The 18748-nt window shown below is 63.8% G+C and carries 18 protein-coding genes; 14 read left to right on the top strand and 4 right to left on the bottom strand.

Annotated features, from left to right (window positions below; all coding sequences use genetic code 11):
* Positions 1–35 precede the first annotated feature (35 nt).
* Complete coding sequence (gene bcoG / locus phaeop14_RS03790; protein WP_096788802.1) at positions 36–953, bottom strand: 3-dehydrocarnitine:acetyl-CoA trimethylamine transferase BcoG; 918 nt, start codon at positions 951–953, stop codon at positions 36–38.
* Positions 954–1085: 132 nt separating this feature from the next.
* Between bcoG and phaeop14_RS03785 the strand changes: the two genes are divergently transcribed.
* A complete protein-coding gene (locus tag phaeop14_RS03785) occupies positions 1086–2177 on the top strand; it encodes a GlxA family transcriptional regulator (RefSeq protein WP_040180906.1) in 1092 nt (363 codons plus the stop codon).
* An 86-nt stretch (positions 2178–2263) separates the two neighbouring features.
* Here phaeop14_RS03785 and phaeop14_RS03780 read toward each other — a convergent pair whose 3' ends face one another.
* Positions 2264–3307 carry an aldo/keto reductase gene (locus phaeop14_RS03780; RefSeq protein WP_096790219.1) on the bottom strand — a complete coding sequence of 348 codons (1044 nt, stop codon included), beginning with the start codon at positions 3305–3307 and terminating at the stop codon, positions 2264–2266.
* Between the two features lie 207 nt (positions 3308–3514).
* On the opposite strand from phaeop14_RS03780, the gene phaeop14_RS03775 reads away from it, so the two are divergent.
* From phaeop14_RS03775 to metG, 3 genes are all read left to right on the top strand, one after another.
* A complete protein-coding gene (locus phaeop14_RS03775; protein ID WP_096788801.1) occupies positions 3515–3916 on the top strand; it encodes a rhodanese-like domain-containing protein in 402 nt (133 codons plus the stop codon).
* 144 nt (positions 3917–4060) lie between these two features.
* Positions 4061–5284 (top strand): MFS transporter, encoded by a 1224-nt coding sequence (locus phaeop14_RS03770; RefSeq protein WP_040173741.1) that lies wholly within the window; start codon positions 4061–4063, stop codon positions 5282–5284.
* A 114-nt stretch (positions 5285–5398) separates the two neighbouring features.
* A complete protein-coding gene (gene metG / locus phaeop14_RS03765) occupies positions 5399–7117 on the top strand; it encodes a methionine--tRNA ligase (protein WP_244905805.1) in 1719 nt (572 codons plus the stop codon).
* Between the two features lie 62 nt (positions 7118–7179).
* Here metG and phaeop14_RS03760 read toward each other — a convergent pair whose 3' ends face one another.
* Entirely contained in the window at positions 7180–8091 is a 912-nt protein-coding gene (locus phaeop14_RS03760; protein ID WP_096788799.1) for an MBL fold metallo-hydrolase, read from the bottom strand.
* Positions 8092–8184: 93 nt separating this feature from the next.
* Here phaeop14_RS03760 and phaeop14_RS03755 point away from each other — a divergent pair, with 93 nt between their 5' ends.
* The 10 genes from phaeop14_RS03755 (at position 8185) to glpD (ending at position 17935) form a co-directional block, all read left to right on the top strand.
* Positions 8185–9006, top strand: a complete 822-nt coding sequence (locus phaeop14_RS03755; protein ID WP_096788798.1) for a LysR family transcriptional regulator — start codon at positions 8185–8187, stop codon at positions 9004–9006.
* 167 nt (positions 9007–9173) lie between these two features.
* A complete protein-coding gene (locus tag phaeop14_RS19670; protein ID WP_158524458.1) occupies positions 9174–9326 on the top strand; it encodes a hypothetical protein in 153 nt (50 codons plus the stop codon).
* Positions 9327–9331: 5 nt separating this feature from the next.
* Complete coding sequence (gene hemP, locus phaeop14_RS03750; protein WP_036767300.1) at positions 9332–9508, top strand: hemin uptake protein HemP; 177 nt, start codon at positions 9332–9334, stop codon at positions 9506–9508.
* Positions 9505–10011, top strand: a complete 507-nt coding sequence (locus phaeop14_RS03745) for a hypothetical protein (RefSeq protein ID WP_040180914.1) — start codon at positions 9505–9507, stop codon at positions 10009–10011. The genes hemP and phaeop14_RS03745 overlap by 4 nt, the downstream gene beginning before the upstream one ends.
* Positions 10012–10093: 82 nt before the next feature.
* A complete protein-coding gene (locus tag phaeop14_RS03740) occupies positions 10094–11362 on the top strand; it encodes an imelysin family protein (protein WP_096788797.1) in 1269 nt (422 codons plus the stop codon).
* Positions 11363–11588: 226 nt separating this feature from the next.
* Positions 11589–13229 (top strand): di-heme oxidoreductase family protein, encoded by a 1641-nt coding sequence (locus phaeop14_RS03735; RefSeq protein ID WP_193438260.1) that lies wholly within the window; start codon positions 11589–11591, stop codon positions 13227–13229.
* Entirely contained in the window at positions 13229–14362 is a 1134-nt protein-coding gene (locus phaeop14_RS03730; protein ID WP_096788796.1) for an imelysin family protein, read from the top strand. Before phaeop14_RS03735 ends, phaeop14_RS03730 begins: the two co-directional genes overlap by 1 nt.
* Before the next feature lie 4 nt (positions 14363–14366).
* Positions 14367–15473 carry a DUF1513 domain-containing protein gene (locus phaeop14_RS03725; protein ID WP_096788795.1) on the top strand — a complete coding sequence of 369 codons (1107 nt, stop codon included), beginning with the start codon at positions 14367–14369 and terminating at the stop codon, positions 15471–15473.
* Between the two features lie 94 nt (positions 15474–15567).
* Positions 15568–16353 (top strand): DeoR/GlpR family DNA-binding transcription regulator, encoded by a 786-nt coding sequence (locus phaeop14_RS03720; RefSeq protein ID WP_096788794.1) that lies wholly within the window; start codon positions 15568–15570, stop codon positions 16351–16353.
* Entirely contained in the window at positions 16346–17935 is a 1590-nt protein-coding gene (glpD, locus tag phaeop14_RS03715; RefSeq protein ID WP_096788793.1) for a glycerol-3-phosphate dehydrogenase, read from the top strand. The genes phaeop14_RS03720 and glpD overlap by 8 nt, the downstream gene beginning before the upstream one ends.
* Positions 17936–18178: 243 nt before the next feature.
* On the opposite strand, the gene phaeop14_RS03710 is transcribed toward glpD, so the two are convergent.
* Entirely contained in the window at positions 18179–18724 is a 546-nt protein-coding gene (locus phaeop14_RS03710) for a winged helix-turn-helix transcriptional regulator (protein ID WP_024098036.1), read from the bottom strand.
* Between the last annotated feature and the right edge of the window lie 24 nt (positions 18725–18748).

The raw sequence follows: 18748 nt of genomic DNA, 5'->3' as shown, positions 1-18748 counted from the left end.
GCGCGGCCATCCGCATCCTGCCCACGGTACAAACACTACTTCGCCACCGGCGCGCGTTTGACCAGCCCCAGCTGTGCGCGCACCTCATCCGGCCCCATCAGCTTGGCCCCCATATTCTCAATGATGGTGCCCGCCCGTTCGACCAGTTGCCAGTTTTCCGCCAACTGCCCTTTGCCAAGCCACAGGTTGTCCTCAAGCCCAACCCGCACGTTGCCCCCCGCCAAGACGGAGGCCGCAACATAGGCCATTTGATCACGCCCCAGCGAGAACGCGGACCAATCCCAATCGCTCGGCACATTGTTCACCATCGCCATGAAGGTGTTGAGGTCATTGGGCGCGCCCCAAGGCACCCCCATGCACAGCTGGACCAGAGCGGGGCTGGCCAACACGCCTTCCTTCACCAGTTCCTTGGCGAACCACAGATGGCCGGTGTCAAAGGCTTCGATCTCCGGCTTCACGCCCAGATCGGTCATCATCTGACCCATCGCCCGCAGCATGCCCGGCGTGTTTGTCATCACGTAGTCTGCCTCGGCAAAGTTCATCGTGCCGCAATCCAGCGTGCAGATCTCCGGCAGGCATTCGGCCACATGCGCCATTCGGGCCGTGGCGCCAATCATATCGGTGCCCGCCTCATTCAGCGGCAGAGGATTTTCGGTATCGCCAAACACCATGTCACCGCCCATGCCAGCAGTGAGGTTCAGCACAACATCGGTGTCGCTCTCGCGGATCCGGTCGGTCACTTCACGGTAAAGCGCCAGATCGCGCGAGGGCGCGCCGGTCTCTGGGTCACGCACATGGCAATGGACAATCGCCGCCCCGGCTTTGGCCGCCGCAATGGCGCTCTCGGCAATCGCCTTGGGCGATCTGGGCACATGCGGGCTGCGATCCTGGGTGCCGCCAGAGCCGGTGACAGCGCAGGTGATAAAGACGTTTTTGGCCATATTCAGAGGCATTTTGGTTTTCCCCTCGATGTACAGGGTTGTGCCCGAGTTATCCCCAAGCCTGCCCCCAGATTCCTGTTTGTGTTGTTTTCGACAGTGCCGCAGCCTTGTTGCACCCACTAGTCAACATGCGAATCGAACTTGATGAAATCCGCAAAAAACATCCTCCAGCCCGAGAATCAGCCGCTAAAAACGGCTGTTTTGGTGCTTGATGAGAGCAACACCCTGTCCTTCGCCGCGGCTGTCGATCCCATGCGCGCAGCCAATCGGCTGGCCGGTCGTGGCGCCTTCGACTGGGACTATGTCACCGCCACCAGCGAACCTGCGATGCTGACCAGCGGCCTCAGCGTGCCGGGCATCCCGCTGGCGCGCCTGCAAAGCTGCGAATTGCTGATTGTGATCGCCGGTTTCCAACTCGCGCGCCATGCCACCCCCAGCCTGCTGGCCGGCCTGCGCCGTCTGGCGGCGGGTGGGACGACCATTGCCGGCATCGACGGCGGCCCCTGGCTGATGGCTGAGGCCGGTCTTCTGGACGGCCATCCCGCCACCACCCATTGGGAAGATCTGGACAATTTCGCCAGCCGCTTCCCCGGTGTGCAGTGCCGCAATGACCGCTTCACCCTCTCCGAGGGGCGCATGACCTCCGGCGGGGCGACACCCGCGATCGAGATGATGCTGCATATCATCGGCAGCCGCCATGGCGCGGGCTTTGCCTCCCGCGTGGCCGGCCTGTTCCTCTACGATGGCCCCGGCTCCACCGAGCGCCCGCAAAGCCGCCTTGGCAGCTCCAAGCATTCGTCGCTCACCGCACGGGCCAACGCCCTGATGGAGGCCGCGCTGGATGATCCCAAACCGCTGCGCGAGATCGCCGAGGAACTGGGCACCAGCACCCGCAGCCTGCAACAGCAGTTCCGCCTGCGCCTGAACACCACGCCGCAGGACCATTACCTGCAACTGCGTCTGGCTGAGGCCCGCAGGCTGGTCACCGACACCGATCTGCCGATCATGGAGGTGGCGCTGGCGACCGGCTTCAATTCCCAGTCCAGCTTTGCCCGCGCCTTCCGCACCGCCCATGGCACCACAGCGCGCGAATTGCGGCAGGCAAGCCTTACCAGCGCCGCGCCCACACGTCTTGCCACCAGCAAACCGCTGTTCAGTCAGGCGCCGCTATCACAAGGCCAAAGCCCGCTGCGCCAAAGCGGCCCGCTGCCGCGCCATTCCACCGGCTCTTATTGAGTGAGGGTGGGATAATACTCTATGCCAACGGGCGGCCCTTCTGGGTCGCCCGTCTTGCATTCAAAGTCAGGCCATCCCCGCCGCAATCAATAGGGCATGGGATGCGCACGATGGGCCGCGTCAATCTCCTCCAGCACCTCCTGCGACAGGGTCAGATCCGCCCCCGCCAGCACATGCTGCAACTGCGCCAACGTGGTCGCCCCAAAAATGGCCGAGGCCATGAACGGCCGCGTGTGGCACCAGGCCAGCGCCATATGCACCGGATCCAACCCGTGACGCTTGGCGATCTCCAGATAGGCCGCCACCGCCGGATAAACCCGGTCCGTGTCACGCCCGCCCAGCTCCGGGTTCAGCGTCTTGCGCGAGGCCTCCGGCACCGCACCGTCCTGATATTTCCCCGTCAGCAACCCCGTTGCCAGTGGCGAAAACGCCAGCAAGCCGACGTCCTCATAAAGGCTCAGCTCCGCCAGATCGGTATCGTACAGCCTGCACAACAGGGAATATTCGTTCTGGATTGATGCCACCCGTGGCCCGCCGGTCTCCTCCGCCAGCCGCAACCACTGCGCCGTACCCCAGGCGCTTTCGTTTGACAGGCCAAAGGCTCGGATATTGCCCTTATCCACCTGCGCCTTCAGCGCCTCAAGACAGCCCGCCATATTGTCAAGCACCTCGCCCCGGTCATCGCCGCCCGGATCATACTGCCAGTTCTTGCGGAACATATAGCTGCCCCGGTTTGGCCAATGAAACTGATAAAGGTCGATGTAATCGGTCTTCAGACGTCGCAAGGATCCTTCGATCGTGGCGGGAATGGTCTCCGCCGTGATCGGCGCGCCCTCCCGCACCGCCTGCAGCCCTTCACCGGAGTGTTTGGTGGCAAGGATATACTCCCCCCGCCGCCCGGTACGTGCGTTCCAATTGCCGATGATCGCCTCACTGTCACCGATGGTCTCGGCGCTGATCGGGTTCACCGGGTACATTTCCGCCGTATCGAGGATATTCACCCCTGCTGCCAAAGCCGCATCAATCTGCGCATGGGCATCCGCCTCCCCCGTCTGGGTGCCAAAGGTCATGGTGCCAAGACAGATCTGCGACACCTCCATGCCGGTGCGGCCAAGCGGGTTCATCTTCATGATCGGGATCCTGTTGTTGCAGCTGCGGAGGGCACCAATGGCCCCTGTCAGCGCAAACACTAGCGCAGGCCCGGCGTGATGCAACCGGATCGCCCCGCCACGGGCCAGCTTCACCTGCGCGCCTCTGCCCCCTTGCCAAGCGCTGCGCCCTGCCCCAGCCTGCCGCAGGAACCGGACCACCCCAGCCAATAAGCACAGGATCCCAACATGCCCCAGACCATCACCAAAGGCGTCAAAACCCTCCTTGAGGAGGCCAATGCCATCGTCGACACCATGTCCATCGACACGGCAAAATCTGCGGTGTCCGATGACGCCTATGTCTTCATCGACCTGCGCGATATCCGCGAACTGCAAGCCAGCGGCATGATTCCTGGCGCATTTTCCTGCCCGCGCGGAATGCTGGAATTCTGGATCGACCCCGACAGCCCCTATCACAAGCCAGTGTTCAATCAGGACAAAACCTATGTGTTCTACTGCGCCAGCGCTTGGCGTTCTGCGCTGGCCGCCAAGGCCGCAATGGAAATGGGCCTAACCCCGGTGATGCATCTTGAGGGCGGGTTTACCGCCTGGAGCAAAGCGGGCGGTGAGATCGCGCAGCGCGACGACTGAGCCGCCCCTACATCCCGATCCATGGCTGGCGGCGCGGCAAATCTGCCGCGCCGGGCATAAACCAGACACAATACGACACGCCAATCGGGAAAATGTCGGAAACACCCGTGCAATCTGACCTCGCAGCGGTCATGACTGGCCATTATGCGGATGATGATTTCCTTTGCGGCGCTGTTTCTCTCTGTGATCCTATTGCAGCTGTCGACCGGCGGCGTGGGTCCCTTGGATGCGCTCTCCGGTCTGACACTGGGATTTGACAAGGAACAGATCGGCTTTCTCGGTTCGGCGCATTTCCTGGGGTTTTTCATCGGCTGCTGGTGGGTGCCGCGCCTGATGGGCAATGTCGGCCACAGCCGGGCCTTTGCCGTCTGTACCGCCCTTGGCGCGATGGGGCTGATCGGCCACACGCTGACAGAGGATCCGCTGGCCTGGGCCGCAATGCGGATCGCCTCCGGCCTCTGTGTGGCAGGCTGCTATACGGTGATCGAATCCTGGCTCAACGCCAAGGTCACCAATGAAACCCGTGGTCGGGCCATGGGGTCATATCGGATCGTGGACCTCTCCGCCTCGCTGGTGGCGCAGCTGCTGATCGCAGTGCTGCCGCCTGCCGCCTATGTGTCCTATAACCTGCTGGCGATCCTCTGCTGCGCGGCGCTCTTGCCGCTCACCATGACCAAGGTCAGCCAGCCCGACATCCCCGATGCGCCTAGGCTGCGCCCAAAACTCGCCTGGGCCTGCTCACCCCTGGCGGTTGCCGGTGTGATCGTCGCCGCGCTCAGTTCCGCGTCCTTCCGCATGGTTGGTCCGATCTACGGGCAAGAGGTCGGGCTGGAGGTTGGGCAGATCGCCTTCTTCCTTGCCACCTTCGTGCTTGGCGGCGCGCTGGCGCAGTACCCGCTGGGTTGGTTGGCGGATAAATACGACCGTCGCTGGGTGCTGATCTGGCTGTCCGTGGTGGCGATCCTGTCCTGCGGCGTCACCATGGCTGCCAGCGGCATGGGCACTCTCGCAGTGATGGCCTCTGCCGCCTTCTTCGGCTTCACCACCATGCCGATCTTCTCGGTCTCTGCTGCCCACGCCAATGATTTTGCCACCTCGCAGCAGCGGATTGAACTGGCCGCCGCGCTGATGTTCTTCTACGCCCTTGGCGCCATCGCCTCGCCGCTGATCTCCTCGGCCCTGATCGAAAACTACGGCCCCGGCGCGCTCTTTGCCTTTGTTGCGGTGGGCCATCTCGGGCTGATCGTCTTTGGCCTCGCGCGGATGCGCGCCCGCCCCGCGCCGGAGGATCGCACCCGCTACGTCTATGCGCCGCGCACCTCCTTCACCATCGGCCGCCTGCTCAAACGCTCCCGAGAGCGGCGCTAGACGGTCTGCGCCCCCCTTCAGGGCGGGGAAATTAGCCACAAGTCCCACAGCGGGGTTTTCGGCGGCAGCGCCATGCGCTAGACGGGCCAGCAAAGCTTTAGTTGGATGGATGATATGGCGCGCTTTCTCATTACCTCGGCGATCCCCTATATCAACGGGATCAAGCATCTGGGCAATCTGGTCGGCAGCCAGCTGCCCGCAGATCTCTATGCTCGCTACCAGCGCGCACGCGGCCATGAGGTGATGTTCCTCTGCGCCACCGACGAACATGGCACCCCCGCCGAGCTGGCCGCCGCCAAGGCAGGCAAGCCGGTGGCTGACTATTGCGCCGAAATGCATGAGGTGCAGGCCGGCATCGCCAAAGGGTTCGGCCTCAGCTTTGACCATTTCGGGCGCTCCTCCAGCCCGCAGAACCACGCGCTGACCCAGCATTTCGCAGGCAAGCTGGCCGAGCAGGGGCTGATCCGCGAAGTCACCGAAAAACAGGTCTACTCCCACGCCGATGGCCGCTTCCTGCCCGACCGCTACATTGAGGGCACCTGCCCCAACTGCGGCTATGAACGCGCCCGCGGCGACCAGTGCGAGGAATGCACCAAGCAGCTGGACCCCACCGATCTGATCGATCCGCGCTCCGCGATTTCCGGCTCCACCGATCTGGAAGTGCGCGAGACCAAACACCTGTATCTGTGCCAGTCGCAATTGAAGGATCAGCTGGACGCCTGGATCGACAGCAAATCCGACTGGCCGGTGCTGACCACCTCCATCGCCAAGAAATGGCTGCATGATGGCGATGGGCTTCAGGACCGGGGCATCACCCGTGATCTCGACTGGGGTGTACCGGTCAAAAAGGGCGATCAGGACTGGCCCGGTATGGAGGGCAAGGTGTTCTACGTCTGGTTCGACGCCCCCATCGAATATATTGCCGCCTCCCGCGAATGGGCTGACGCCAACGGCAAATCCGACGCCGACTGGCAGCGCTGGTGGCGCACAGATAAGGGCGCCGATGATGTGAAATACGTCCAGTTCATGGGCAAGGACAACGTCCCCTTCCACACCTTGTCGTTCCCGGCCACCATCCTTGGTTCCGGCGAGCCGTGGAAGATGGTCGACCACCTGAAATCCTTCAACTACCTGAACTACGATGGCGGCCAGTTCTCCACCTCGCAGGGGCGCGGCGTGTTCATGGATCAGGCGCTGGAAATCCTGCCCGCTGATTACTGGCGCTGGTGGCTGCTATCCCACGCCCCGGAAAGCAGCGATTCCGAATTCACCTGGGAGAACTTCCAGCAATCTGTGAACAAGGATCTGGCGGACGTGCTGGGCAATTTCGTCAGCCGCATCACCAAATTCTGCCGCTCCAAATACGGCGAGGAAGTCCCAGCGGGCAATGACTACGGCGAGGCCGAACAGGCCCTGATTGATGAGATCAGCACCCGCGTCACCGCCTATGAGGGCCATATGGCCGCCATGGACGTGCGCAAATCCGCGCAGGAGCTGCGGGCGATCTGGGTTGCGGGCAATGAATACCTGCAATCCGTGGCGCCCTGGTCCGTCTTTAAAACCGACCCCGATCAGGCCGCCGCTCAGGTGCGCCTTGGCCTCAACCTGATCCGTCTCTACGCGGTGCTGTCGGCCCCGTTCATCCCCGATGCGACCGAGCGTCTGCTGGCCGCCCTCCAGACCGAGGATCGCAGCTGGCCCGACGATGTGGCCGCCGCCCTCTCCGCGCTGCCCGCAGGTCACGCCTTCACCGTGCCGGAGGTGCTCTTTGCCAAAATCACCGACGAGCAGCGCGAGGAATGGCAGGAACGCTTCTCCGGCACCCGCGACTGATTTCAGGGCCCGCCCTCTGACAATGACCAAGGCCGCTCCACCGGGAGCGGCCTTTTTTGCGTTCAAAGCTGGATCGGCGCCCCCTCCCGCGGCATCCGCAGCTGCCAGTGCGGGGCCAGCTCCGCATGGTGCTGCCGCATCACCTCCGGCCCTTCCCGGTAGAGCGCATAGGTCGAATGATGGATCGGCAGAACCGCCTTTGGCGCCAGCCGCTGCGCAAAATCTGCCGCCTGCGCCCCATCCATGGAGATCTGCCCTAGCGCGCCCGCCCCGCCAACCGCGCCCAGATGCGGGATAAAGACATCAAGCAGACCCGCCCCCGCAACCTGCGCCGCGCGCAGAGCCTGCCAGACCGGCGGCACCAGAAAACTGTCCCCTGCCCAATAGATCCGCGTCACGCCCAAGCCCGTCTCCACCTCGATCAGATAGCCGTTGCCGAGCCCCAGCAACCGCGCCACCTCCGGGTTTTCTGAATGGACCGCAGGCATGGCCGTGATCCGCAGCACCCCCTCAGGTCCTTCGATCCGCCGCGTCTCGCCATGGGCCAGCGCGCTGGCGGCAAACCCCTTCTGCCGCACCGCTGCAAGGTCATGCTCGGGCACCAGCATCGGCAGCTGCGGGTCCAGCCAGGCTTGCGCCGCCTGATCGAAATGATCCTCATGGGCGTGGCTTAGCAGCACCAGATCATAGCGGTCGTGGCGCAGCCCCGGAAACGGGGTGAGCCTCGCGTGTGGTTTGACGTTCGGCCCGCGCGCGAGATCGAACATCTCATTCGGATCCCCCATGACAAAAGCCTCAGGCCCCTCGCCCAGACAGGGATCTGTCAGCACCCGAAGCCCCGCAGCCTCAATCTCCAGCATGGCCCCGCCCAACCAGCGCAGCGACACATCCGGCTGCGCCGCCCGCGCCACAGCGGGCAAGCCGCCGCTCAGGGTCAGGGCCGCGCCGCTCTTCAACACTTGACGTCTGTTCATTGTGTTCTCCTGTGATACCCGACAGGAGTAAACGCTCGCATATTGCGGAATAATCGGTTTAATACTGAAGACTTTGAACGGATATTTCGCTTAATGGATCGTCTTCAAAACATCGAAACCTTTGCCGAGGTTGCGGGTCAGCTCAGCTTTGCCGCGGCTGCGCGCCGCCTCGGGCTGCCCGCCTCTACGGTCACCAGCCGCATTCGCAGCCTGGAACAAAGCCTGGGGGTGCGCCTGCTGGATCGCACCACCCGGCGCGTGGCGCTGACGCCGGCCGGCGCGCTGTTTCTGGACCGCTGCCGCCGCGCGCTGGACGAGATCGACGCCGCCCGCGATCTGGTTGCCGCGGAGGCCAAGGCCAGCGGCCTGCTGCGCCTCTCGGTGCCCACGGCGCTGCCGATGGCGCCACTGGCGGCGCTGACGTCGGACTTCCTGCGCGATTATCCGCAGATCTCGATCACCATAACGGTGGATGACACCCCAGCCGATTTCATGGCCGATGGCATTGATCTTGCGCTGCGCGGCAACCGTCCGGGCAGCGACAGCCTGATTGCCCGTGTGCTGTCTCAGACGCCAGTGGTGCTGGCAGCGCCGCCGGGACAGCTGGCAAATGACGACCTGCCAATTCTCGGCCCGCTGGCGCGGCACCTGACGGACCGGCGCGAAGTGGGCCGCATTGCCTGCGAATCCTTTGCGCTCGCTCTGGAACTGGTTCGCTCCGGCGCGGCACGTGGCTGTTTTCCGCGCCCGATGTGTGATGCGGGCCATGCCTCGGGGCAGCTGGATCTTGCCCCGCCGCCTGCCGGCGTGGAAACCCAGCTCACGCTGTATCTGGTTTACCCGGACCGCCGTCCGCTGCCGCAGCGGCTGCGGCTCTTCATTGACAGGCTGGTAGCGGCTTACAGTTCGCCCTGATCGCGGCCGCCACCGGGTCATGCGCTGAAGAAGACCCGTAAAAATCTTAATCTGACTAAAAAAGTCAGGTTGACGATTCTGATTAAATAAGTCAGGTATAAAGCAGTTCAGCCAACCTGTGATTGTGCAGCCAGCCCGACTGTTAGCAAATCAACCGAGATCGTCCAGTGTCGTTTCTTCTGCAATTCTTCTCCCTGCGCCATCGCCCCGCTGAGGGCACCCGCGCGCCGGTCAGCCTGCACGCCTACGGGCTGCCGCGCGGTGATCAGGGGTTTTGCCTGGAATGGTATCTGGATCGGTCGGAAAACCGAAACGGGTGACCCTGATGAACCAGATGACTTTTGACCACGCCGCCACCACCACAACCGCAGCCACCGAAGTTTTCCCGACCTACCACGCCGAGGAACTCGCCCGTGGCGGTAACCAGGCTCGCATCCTGCTCAATGGCCAGATCTACAGCCTGCGGATCACCCGCGCCGGAAAGCTGATCCTGACAAAATGATTTCCAACAGCACATCCGCCACATCTGCGGCACCACGGGGCGGGGCCACTGTCGGCCTGCTGACAGATTTGCCCGCCCTGGAGGCCATGGCCGTGCGCAACCTGCGCCACTGGTTCAATGGCCCGGACAGCCGCATTGCGCTGCGCCAAGATCTGCAAGCCGCTCTTGGTCCGGTGCTGGGCCGTCAGGCCTATGAGAATTTCGGGCGTCTGTGCAATTTCTGCGTCACCGAGGGCCGCCGCCCGCTGGTGCGTCACGGGATGACCTGCACCTGCCTTGGTGCTGATGAAAACTGCTTTGCCAATCTGGTCGGTGCAGCCGCGCATGGCGAATATGAGGATGCCAATCTCTTCGCCGCCCTGATCGTCCAGCCACAACAGGCGCAGCGCGCCACCGTCCTCGCCGCCAAAATTGGCCTGATCCTGGATCAGCTGAGCGACCAGACAGCTGGCCCCGCCGCGCATCCCGCGCAGCTGCAGCCGCTCTCGACCACCCTTCACTGACGGTCCCACTGCCAGACAGCCACCGTTCCCCTGTAACCCGTTCACATCATACCATCTCGACTAACCCTTAAGGAACGCTCTAATGACATCGCATTTTCTCGCAGGTACCGCTGTTGCAGCGCTCGCCACAGTTGCGGCTCCCGCTTTTGCGGCAGACAAGGCTGAGGTGCTGACCACCTACGCAAACATTGCGCACGCCAAATATCAGGACAGCCTGGACACGGCCAAGACCCTGCAGACCGCCGTTGACGCGCTGATCGCCGAACCTTCGGCTGAGGCACTGGAGGCCGCGCGCAAGGCCTGGCTCGCCGCCCGCGTGCCTTATCAGCAGTCCGAGGTCTTCCGCTTTGGCAACGCCATCGTCGATGACTGGGAAGGCAAAGTGAACGCATGGCCGCTGGACGAAGGCCTGATTGATTATGTCGATGCCAGCTACGGCGGTCCGACCGATGAAAACACCCTTGCGGCGCTGAACATTGTTGCCAACCCCAGCTTTGAGCTGTCCGGCAAATCCATCGACGCCAGCGCCATCACGCCTGCGCTGCTCGAGGGCACTCTGCACGAAGCCGACGGCGTCGAGGCGAATGTGGCAACCGGCTATCACGCCATCGAATTCCTGCTCTGGGGTCAGGACCTGAACGGCACCGACCACGGCGCTGGCAACCGCGCCTGGACCGACTATGCTGCAGGCGAAGACTGCACCAACGGCAACTGCGACCGCCGCGGTGAATACCTGAAGGCGGCGACCGATCTGCTGATCTCCGATCTGGAGTGGATGACCGCACAATGGGGCTCCGAAGGCGAAGCCCGCGGCACGCTTTTGTCGGATGAAAACGCAGGCATCACCGCCATGCTGACCGGCATGGGCTCGCTCTCCTACGGCGAAACCGCTGGTGAGCGTATGCGCCTTGGCCTGATGCTGAACGATCCTGAGGAAGAGCATGATTGCTTCTCCGACAACACCCACAACAGCCATTACTACGATGGTCTGGGCGTGCAGAACGTCTATCTGGGCGAATACATCCGCACCGACGGCAGCATGGTTTCCGGCGCGTCGCTCTCCGATCTGGTGCAGGAGATCGACCCGGCACTGGACGGCGAGATGCGCAGCAAGCTCTCGACCACCATGCGCGCTCTGGGTCAGATCAAGACCGCAGCCGAGGCTGGTTTCTCCTACGACCAGATGCTGGAACAGGGCAATGAAGCAGGCGAAGCGCTGGTCATGGGCGGCGTCAACGGTCTGGTCGATCAGACCCGCTCCATCGAACGGGTGGTGACGGCGCTGGATCTGGATGGCGTCGCCATCGAAGGTTCCGACTCGCTCGACAACCCCACGGCCGTTTTCCAGTAAGACGGGCCAAGGGCTGCCACGGCAGCAAAGATACGGCAGGGGCGGCGCAATGCGTGGCCCCTGTTCTTGGCGTTCTGGCGCGGCCCGTTTGCAGCATCAATTCGCCCCAACAACCCGGACAACCCGGACAAATTGTCCACCCCGCAAGAGTTGATGCCAGCTCCGGATCCTCCTATCCAAGGTCAGGAGGCCCGGCGCCCCGCCAATAGAAGTGATCCCAGCCCGCATGCGCGTTTCCCCGTCGCCCCACCGCCCGCATCTGTCCCAGCTGTTGATGGGTCTCAGCCTGATCGCGCTGATCGCACCGTTTCCCACTCTGGCCGACACGCAAACCACTGCGCTGTCGGAAACCCTGGCAGGGGATGCGCCGGAGGGTAATGCAACCCACGCACCGGCGGCGGCGCCCTATACAGATCTCTCCGACCCGCATCTCGCCAGCCTGCCGCGCACCGACGCGGAACAGACCCGCATCCGCGCCGTCACCCGCCCAACAACGCAGTTCGACCAGCCCGAACGCTATGAGGTCCTGCCCGCAGGGGCCGCCACCGTGCGCGCCCGCACCGACGACGAGGCATTTTCCCAGCACAGCGCCAACCTCAGCTTTGAGGAAGAGCTGGAATTCAAACTCGGCAATGGGCTGTTCAAGAAGATCTGGGTGTTCTCCCCGGCCTCCACCCTCGCCTCTGACGGGCTGGGGCCGCTCTATAATGCGCGCTCCTGCCAGCGCTGCCACCTGAAGGACGGGCGCGGCCATGTGCCGGATGGCCCGGATTATATCTCGACCACGATGTTTCTGCGCGTCTCCATCCCCGGCCCGGTGCCGGACCAGATGCAGGCCATCACCGACTATATCGGCACCGCGCCAGAGCCCACCTATGGCGGCCAGATGCAGGATTTCTCCGCCCCCGGTATCGCGCCCGAATATCGCCTTGGCGTCACCTATAGCGAGGAGATCATCGCGCTCGCAGGCGGCGAAACCGCCACCCTGCACCGCCCCGACTACAGCGCCAATACCCTCGGTTATGGCCCGCTGCACGAGGACGCCATGCTGTCGCCGCGCGTCGCCCCCAGCATGATTGGCCTCGGCCTGTTGGAGGCGATCCCCGCCACAGACCTTCTGGCAGGCGTGGATGAGGATGACAGCAACGGCGACGGCATCTCCGGGCGCGCCAATCTGGTCTGGTCAGCGGAACACAACCGGATCATGCTGGGCCGCTTTGGCTACAAGGCCGGCCAGCCCACCGTGCATGAACAATCCGCCGCCGCGTTTTCCGGCGATATTGGCATCTCCACACCGCTGTTTCCGGCCCATTCCGGCGATTGCACCACCGCGCAGACCGCCTGTCAAAACGCCCCGCACGGCGGCGATGACATCCGCGAGACCGAGATTGACCAGCCCAATATGGATCTGGTCACCTTCTACAGCCGCAACCTCGGCGTGCCTGCCCGGCGCGACCCGGACGCCCCCGCCGTCCTGCGCGGCAAGGCGCAGTTCTACGCCGCAGGCTGCACCAGCTGCCACACGCCAAAATTCGTCACCAACCGGCTGGAGGCGCAACCAGCGCAGAGCTTCCAGCTGATCTGGCCCTATAGCGACCTCTTGCTGCACGACATGGGCGAGGGCCTTGCTGACCACCGCCCCGAAGCCCGCGCCACCGGGCGCGAATGGCGCACCGCGCCGCTCTGGGGGATCGGGCTGGTGCAGCAAGTGAACCCGCGCGCAGGTTTCCTGCATGACGGTCGCGCCCGCACTCTGCTGGAGGCCATCCTCTGGCATGGCGGCGAAGCCCAATCCGCCCGAGACACCGTGGTGGGCCTTGCGCCCGAAGACCGCGCCGATCTGATCCGCTTTCTGGAGTCGCTCTGATGCCCAAGCCCACGCCCCCGTCACCTACGCGCCCGTCACCTACGCGCCTGTTGCGTGTTGTCGCCCTGACCATTGCGACCGCTATGGTCTGCACCACCCTGCCCCCACAGGCGGCCCTTGCGCAGACCGACACCCCGGCGGTCACCACTCCGGAGCAACCGCCCGAAGCCCTCAACCCTGCGCAGCAGGTGGACTGGGTGCTGACCCACCACATTCTCCCCGGCTTCGACCGGCTGGCCGCCCAAAGCGCCACCTTGGCCGAGGTTGCTGCCAGCCACTGCACCCCGGATGATCCGGCCCTGCGTGACGCTTTTGCCCGCGCCTTTGACGCCTGGATCGCTGCCAGCCACCTGCGCTTTGGCCCAACCGAGACCGACAACCGCGCCTTCGCCCTCGCCTTCTGGCCAGACAGCCGCAACAAAATCCCCGGCACCCTGCGTCGCGCCCTCACCGAGGCCACCCGCGACACCCTCACCGATGCAGACAGCTTTGCGAGCCAGTCGGTCGCTCTGCGCGGCTTCTACGCGTTGGAATATCTCCTCTTCGATGCGGCGATCCAATCCGAAGGCACCGCAGACCAGCGCTGCGCCCTGGTTGCGGCCATCAGCGCCGACATCGCCCGCACCAGTGCCGCGATCCGCGACGATTGGCACAACAGCTATGCCGTGACACTGGTCAGCCCCGCTCCGGGCAACCGCTACCAATCGGAGGCGGAGATCCGGCAGGAGCTGTTCAAAACCCTGACCACCGGGTTTCAGGTGCTGGTTGATATGCGGTTGGCACGTCCCCTTGGCCAGTTCGACGCCCCCCGCCCCAACCGCGCCGAGGCCCGCCGTTCCGCCCGCAGCCAGCGCCACATCGTGCTGACCCTCACCGCGATGGAGCCGCTCGCCCTTGCCCTCGCCGCAGGCGACCCCGCGCTGATGCAGGATATCCACGCGGGCTTTGCCAAGGCGCTGACCCGCGCCAGCGCGCTGGACGATCCCTCCCTCGCCGGGGTGGCCGATCCTGCCCGCCGCTTCCGCATCGAAGCCGTGCAGCAGGACGTCAGCGACCTGCGCAGCCTGATCACCACCCGGCTTGGCCCGAAACTCGGCGTCACCGCAGGGTTCAACTCCCTCGACGGGGACTGACCCCATGGCCGGCCCCTCCCGTCGCGGGTTTCTTGCCGGTCTTCTGGCCGCAGGCATGGCGCCGCAGGCCAGCTGGGCCGACCTCGGAGACCCGGCCTATCTCTCTGCGGGGAAATCCTCCGACGGCCGTTTCCTCCTCGCTGGTCTGGATCACGCAGGCGGCATTCTGTTTCGCCACCCGCTGCCCGCGCGCGGCCATGCCGCAGCGGCGCATCCGACCCGCCCGGAGGCGGTTGCCTTTGCCCGCCGCCCCGGACAGTTCGCGGATGTGATCGACTGCCGCACCGGTGCGGCCCTGGCCCGGCTCACGCCACCCACCGGACATCACTTCTATGGCCATGGCGTATTCTCCCCGGACGGCAGGTCCCTCTTCACCACCGAAAACGCCTTTGAAAGCGGCGATGGCCGGATCGGCATCTGGGACGCCAGCGATGGTTACCGCCGGATCGACGATCATGCCTCCGGCGGCATTGGCCCGCATGATATCCGCCTGCGCACCCGCCCTGATGGCCAGCACGATCTGGTGGTGGCCAACGGCGGCATTCAGACCCATCCCGACAGCGGCCGTGCGAAACTGAACCTCGCCACGATGCAACCCAACCTCAGCTACCTCAGCCTTGAGGGCACCCTGCGGGATCAGCTGATCCTCGATGCAGACCTGCGCCTGAACTCGATCCGTCACCTGTCGATCCACACCGATGGCACCGTGGGGTTTGCGATGCAGTGGCAGGGCGATCTGGGCGCCGATCTGCCGATCATCGGCCTGCACCGCCCCGGCGCAGCAGCGCATCTGATGGCAGAAGATGACCCCCGCCTGCGCAACCTCAACGGCTATGGCGGCTCCGTCGCCTTTTCCCGCGATGGAACACAGATCGCCGTCACCTCCCCGCGCGGCGGTGTGGTGCAGATCGCCGATTGCATCACCGGCGCGCTGCTGCGGGAAATTCGCCTCACGGATGTCTGCGGGCTGGCCAGTGACGCAAATGGCTTTGTTGTCACCACCGGTCAGGGGCTGCTGGCACAGCTGAGCACCAGCCAAGCCGATCGTCCGCCACACATCCGGGCCCGCACAGATCTCGCTTGGGACAACCATCTGATCCCGATTGCCTGATCAGCCAGCCAAGAAAGTAAAACGAAAGCAAAACGAAAATAATCCGTGACTTTTCGCAACCGGAGGCCTAGATAGGCCTGCGAAAGGATCCCCCATGGACGCAAGCGACAGACAGGCTGCTATTCTCGACCTCCTGACCCAACAGGACCGGGTCGAGGTTGAGGACCTCGCGCAGCGCTTTGGCGTCTCGCTGCAGACCATCCGCACCGACCTGCGCGATCTGGCCGCCCGTGGCGCGCTCTCCCGTGTGCATGGTGGCGCGGTCCGCAGCAGCAGTGGCGCCAGCCGCGACTACGCCGAACGGCGCAAGCTGAACGCCCGTGGCAAACGCGCCATGGCCACACTCACCGCCGACCTGATCCCCGACAACTGCGCTATCACCCTCAATATCGGCACCTCCACCGAACAGGTCGCCCGCGCCCTTTCCGGCCATCGCGGCCTTACCGTTCTTTCCAACAATATCAACATTATCAATATGATGATGGAGGATGAGAGCAAGGAACTGGTGCTGGTCGGCGGCGCCATCCGGCAAAGTGACGGCGCCATCGTCGGCGAGGACGCACTGGAGTTCATTGCCCGTTACAAGGTGGATATCGCGGTGATTGGCGCCTCGGCCATGGATGCGGACGGTGCCATTCTCGACCATGACCCGCGCGAAGTCTCCGTCGCCCGCGCCATCCTCAAAAACGCCCGCAAGCGCGTGCTCGTTTGCGATGGCAGCAAGTTCGAGCGCACCGCCCCGGTCCGCATCTGCGATATCTCTGATCTCGACGTGGTGGTCACCGACCGCCCCGTCCCCGCTGAATTTTCCCGCGCGGCAAAGGCCGCAGGCACGCAAATCCTCTGGGTTGGCGAAAACGAAAGTAGCGAAAATGTCTAACACAAACGCTCAAGACCAAATCACCGATCTTTTCATTATCGGCGGCGGCATCAATGGCTGCGGCATCGCCCGTGACGCCGCCGGTCGCGGCCTGTCTGTTGCGCTGGCTGAGATGAACGATCTCGCCTCCGCCACCTCCTCCGCCTCGACCAAGCTGTTTCATGGCGGATTGCGCTATCTTGAATATTTCGAATTCCGGCTGGTGCGTGAGGCGCTGATCGAACGCGAGGTGCTGTTGAAGGCGATGCCACATATCTCCTGGCCGATGCGTTTTGTGCTGCCCTTCCACAAGGACATGCGCTTCGACAACACCACGCCAACCTCAAAATTGCTAACCACCATCATGCCGTGGATGAAGGGCCGGCGCCCGGCCTGGCTGATCCGTCTTGGCCTGTTCATGTACGACAGCCTCGGCAAACGCGGCATCCTTCCCGGCACCTCCAAACTGGATCTCGCCAGCGATCCCGCAGGCCGCCCGCTGGATCCGAAGTTCAAGACCGCTTTTGAATATTCCGACTGCTGGATCGAAGACGCGCGGCTGGTGGTGCTGAATGCCCGCGACGCCGAGGCCCGCGGCGCCGAAATCATGACCCGCACCAAAGTCACCGGCGCCACCCGCAATGCGGACCACTGGGTGATTGACCTTGAAGACATCACCACGGGCGCAACCTCGCAGCGCCGCGCCAAGATGCTGGTCAATGCCGGCGGCCCCTGGGTGGCAGATGTGCTGCGTCAGAAACTGGGCCAGAACAGCCGCGAAAGCGTCCGTCTGGTGCGCGGCAGTCATATCGTGGTCCCAAAACTCTATGATCACGGGCGCTGCTACTTCTTTCAAGGCACCGACGGGCGCATCATCTTCGCCATCCCCTATGAGGAAGACTACACGCTGATCGGCACCACCGACGCCGACCACCCCGACCCGCAGACCGCCCCGACCTGCACGCCGGAGGAACAGGATTACCTGATCAATTTCGCCTCGCAATATTTCGCCAATCCGCTCAGCCGCGACGATATCGTCTGGACCTATTCCGGCGTGCGGCCGCTCTACGACGATGGGGCAAGCTCTGCCACTGCCGCCACCCGCGAATATGTGCTGACCCTGAACGACAGCGCCGCGCCGCTGCTGAATGTCTTTGGCGGCAAGATCACCACCTATCGCAAACTGGCCGAGGCCGCGCTGGAAAAGATCGCCACCGTGTTCCCCGATCTGCCCGCCGACTGGACCGCAGGCGTTGCCCTGCCCGGCGGAGATTTCCCGGTTGGGGACGTGGCAAAACTGACCGCGAAACTGGCCCAAGACTACCCTTTCCTCAGCCCATACGCGACCCGCCGCCTGATCCGCGCCTATGGGACAGAGGCCTGGGACGTGCTGGGCACAGCCTCCACAGCCGCCGATCTCGGCCAGGCCTTCGGCGCCACCATCACCGCCCGTGAACTTGACTGGACCATCGCCCAGGAATGGGTCCGCACCGGCGAGGATTACCTGTTGCGCCGCACCAAACTGGCCCTGCGCCTGAGCGACGAAGAGCGCGCGGCGGTCGACGCATATATCCGCAGCAAGGCCGCAGATCTGGCCGCCTGAGTGCGGTCTCTGGGACGGGTGGGCGCCGGGCCATTTCAGGCCCCGGCGCCTTAACCCCTCCGCAACACTTCCACTCCCTATGCGTCCGCCCCCTGCGCAACGCCCATAAAAAGTATCAGCCTCCTTGCCCGATTGTTTCGCACGCGAAACATTTGGTCAGAAGGGCTGACATTCCCGCCTATGTTCATCAGGCGGTCCTAGGGGGGCAATGCTGCCTCTCATGCTTTCGCACTGCGGGCGAAGCTATCCGGCAAAGCTGATGTCGCTGGCCGCAACACGACTGATCAAACCACCGGTATTCACCGCATGATATATTGAGCGTGGGGGGCGGGCAGCCTCATCTACGTGGCGATGCACCCATTGCCGCCCCTCCAGCGTTTTCAACGACTGAGACAAGGCGCGATCCGTAATCCTGCGCAGATTGCGCTTAATATCGTTGAAGTGGCTCGGCTCATGCAGGGCCGTCAGAATCGGCAACGTCCACGATCGCCGCAGCAAATCGCGATCTTCTTCGGCTGTGACACTGTGGATTTTATTGGCGGTGGCGGCGGCGGAAACGCCCAGCGCGGTCAGCCGAAACTCAGGCCGCAGCGGGTGGCCATAGCCGGGATTTCGCTCCAGCAACCCGATTGAGATCAGGTGATCAACGCTTTGCGCAAACGCCGTCCTGCTTGCCCCGGTGGCCGTCAGCAGCGGCGCCTGCCGCCCGGCAACGCCTGCGTGCAGATGGGCCAGAATAGGGATCGCCCAGGCCCTTGAGGTGGTGTTGACAAACGTCTCAATGTCCATAAAGTATAGTTAGTATATTTTCGA

Origin of the sequence: Phaeobacter piscinae (genome assembly GCF_002407245.1) — a bacterium.
Taxonomy (GTDB): Bacteria; Pseudomonadota; Alphaproteobacteria; order Rhodobacterales; family Rhodobacteraceae; genus Phaeobacter; species Phaeobacter piscinae.
This window is presented reverse-complemented; position numbering and strand designations above follow the sequence as displayed.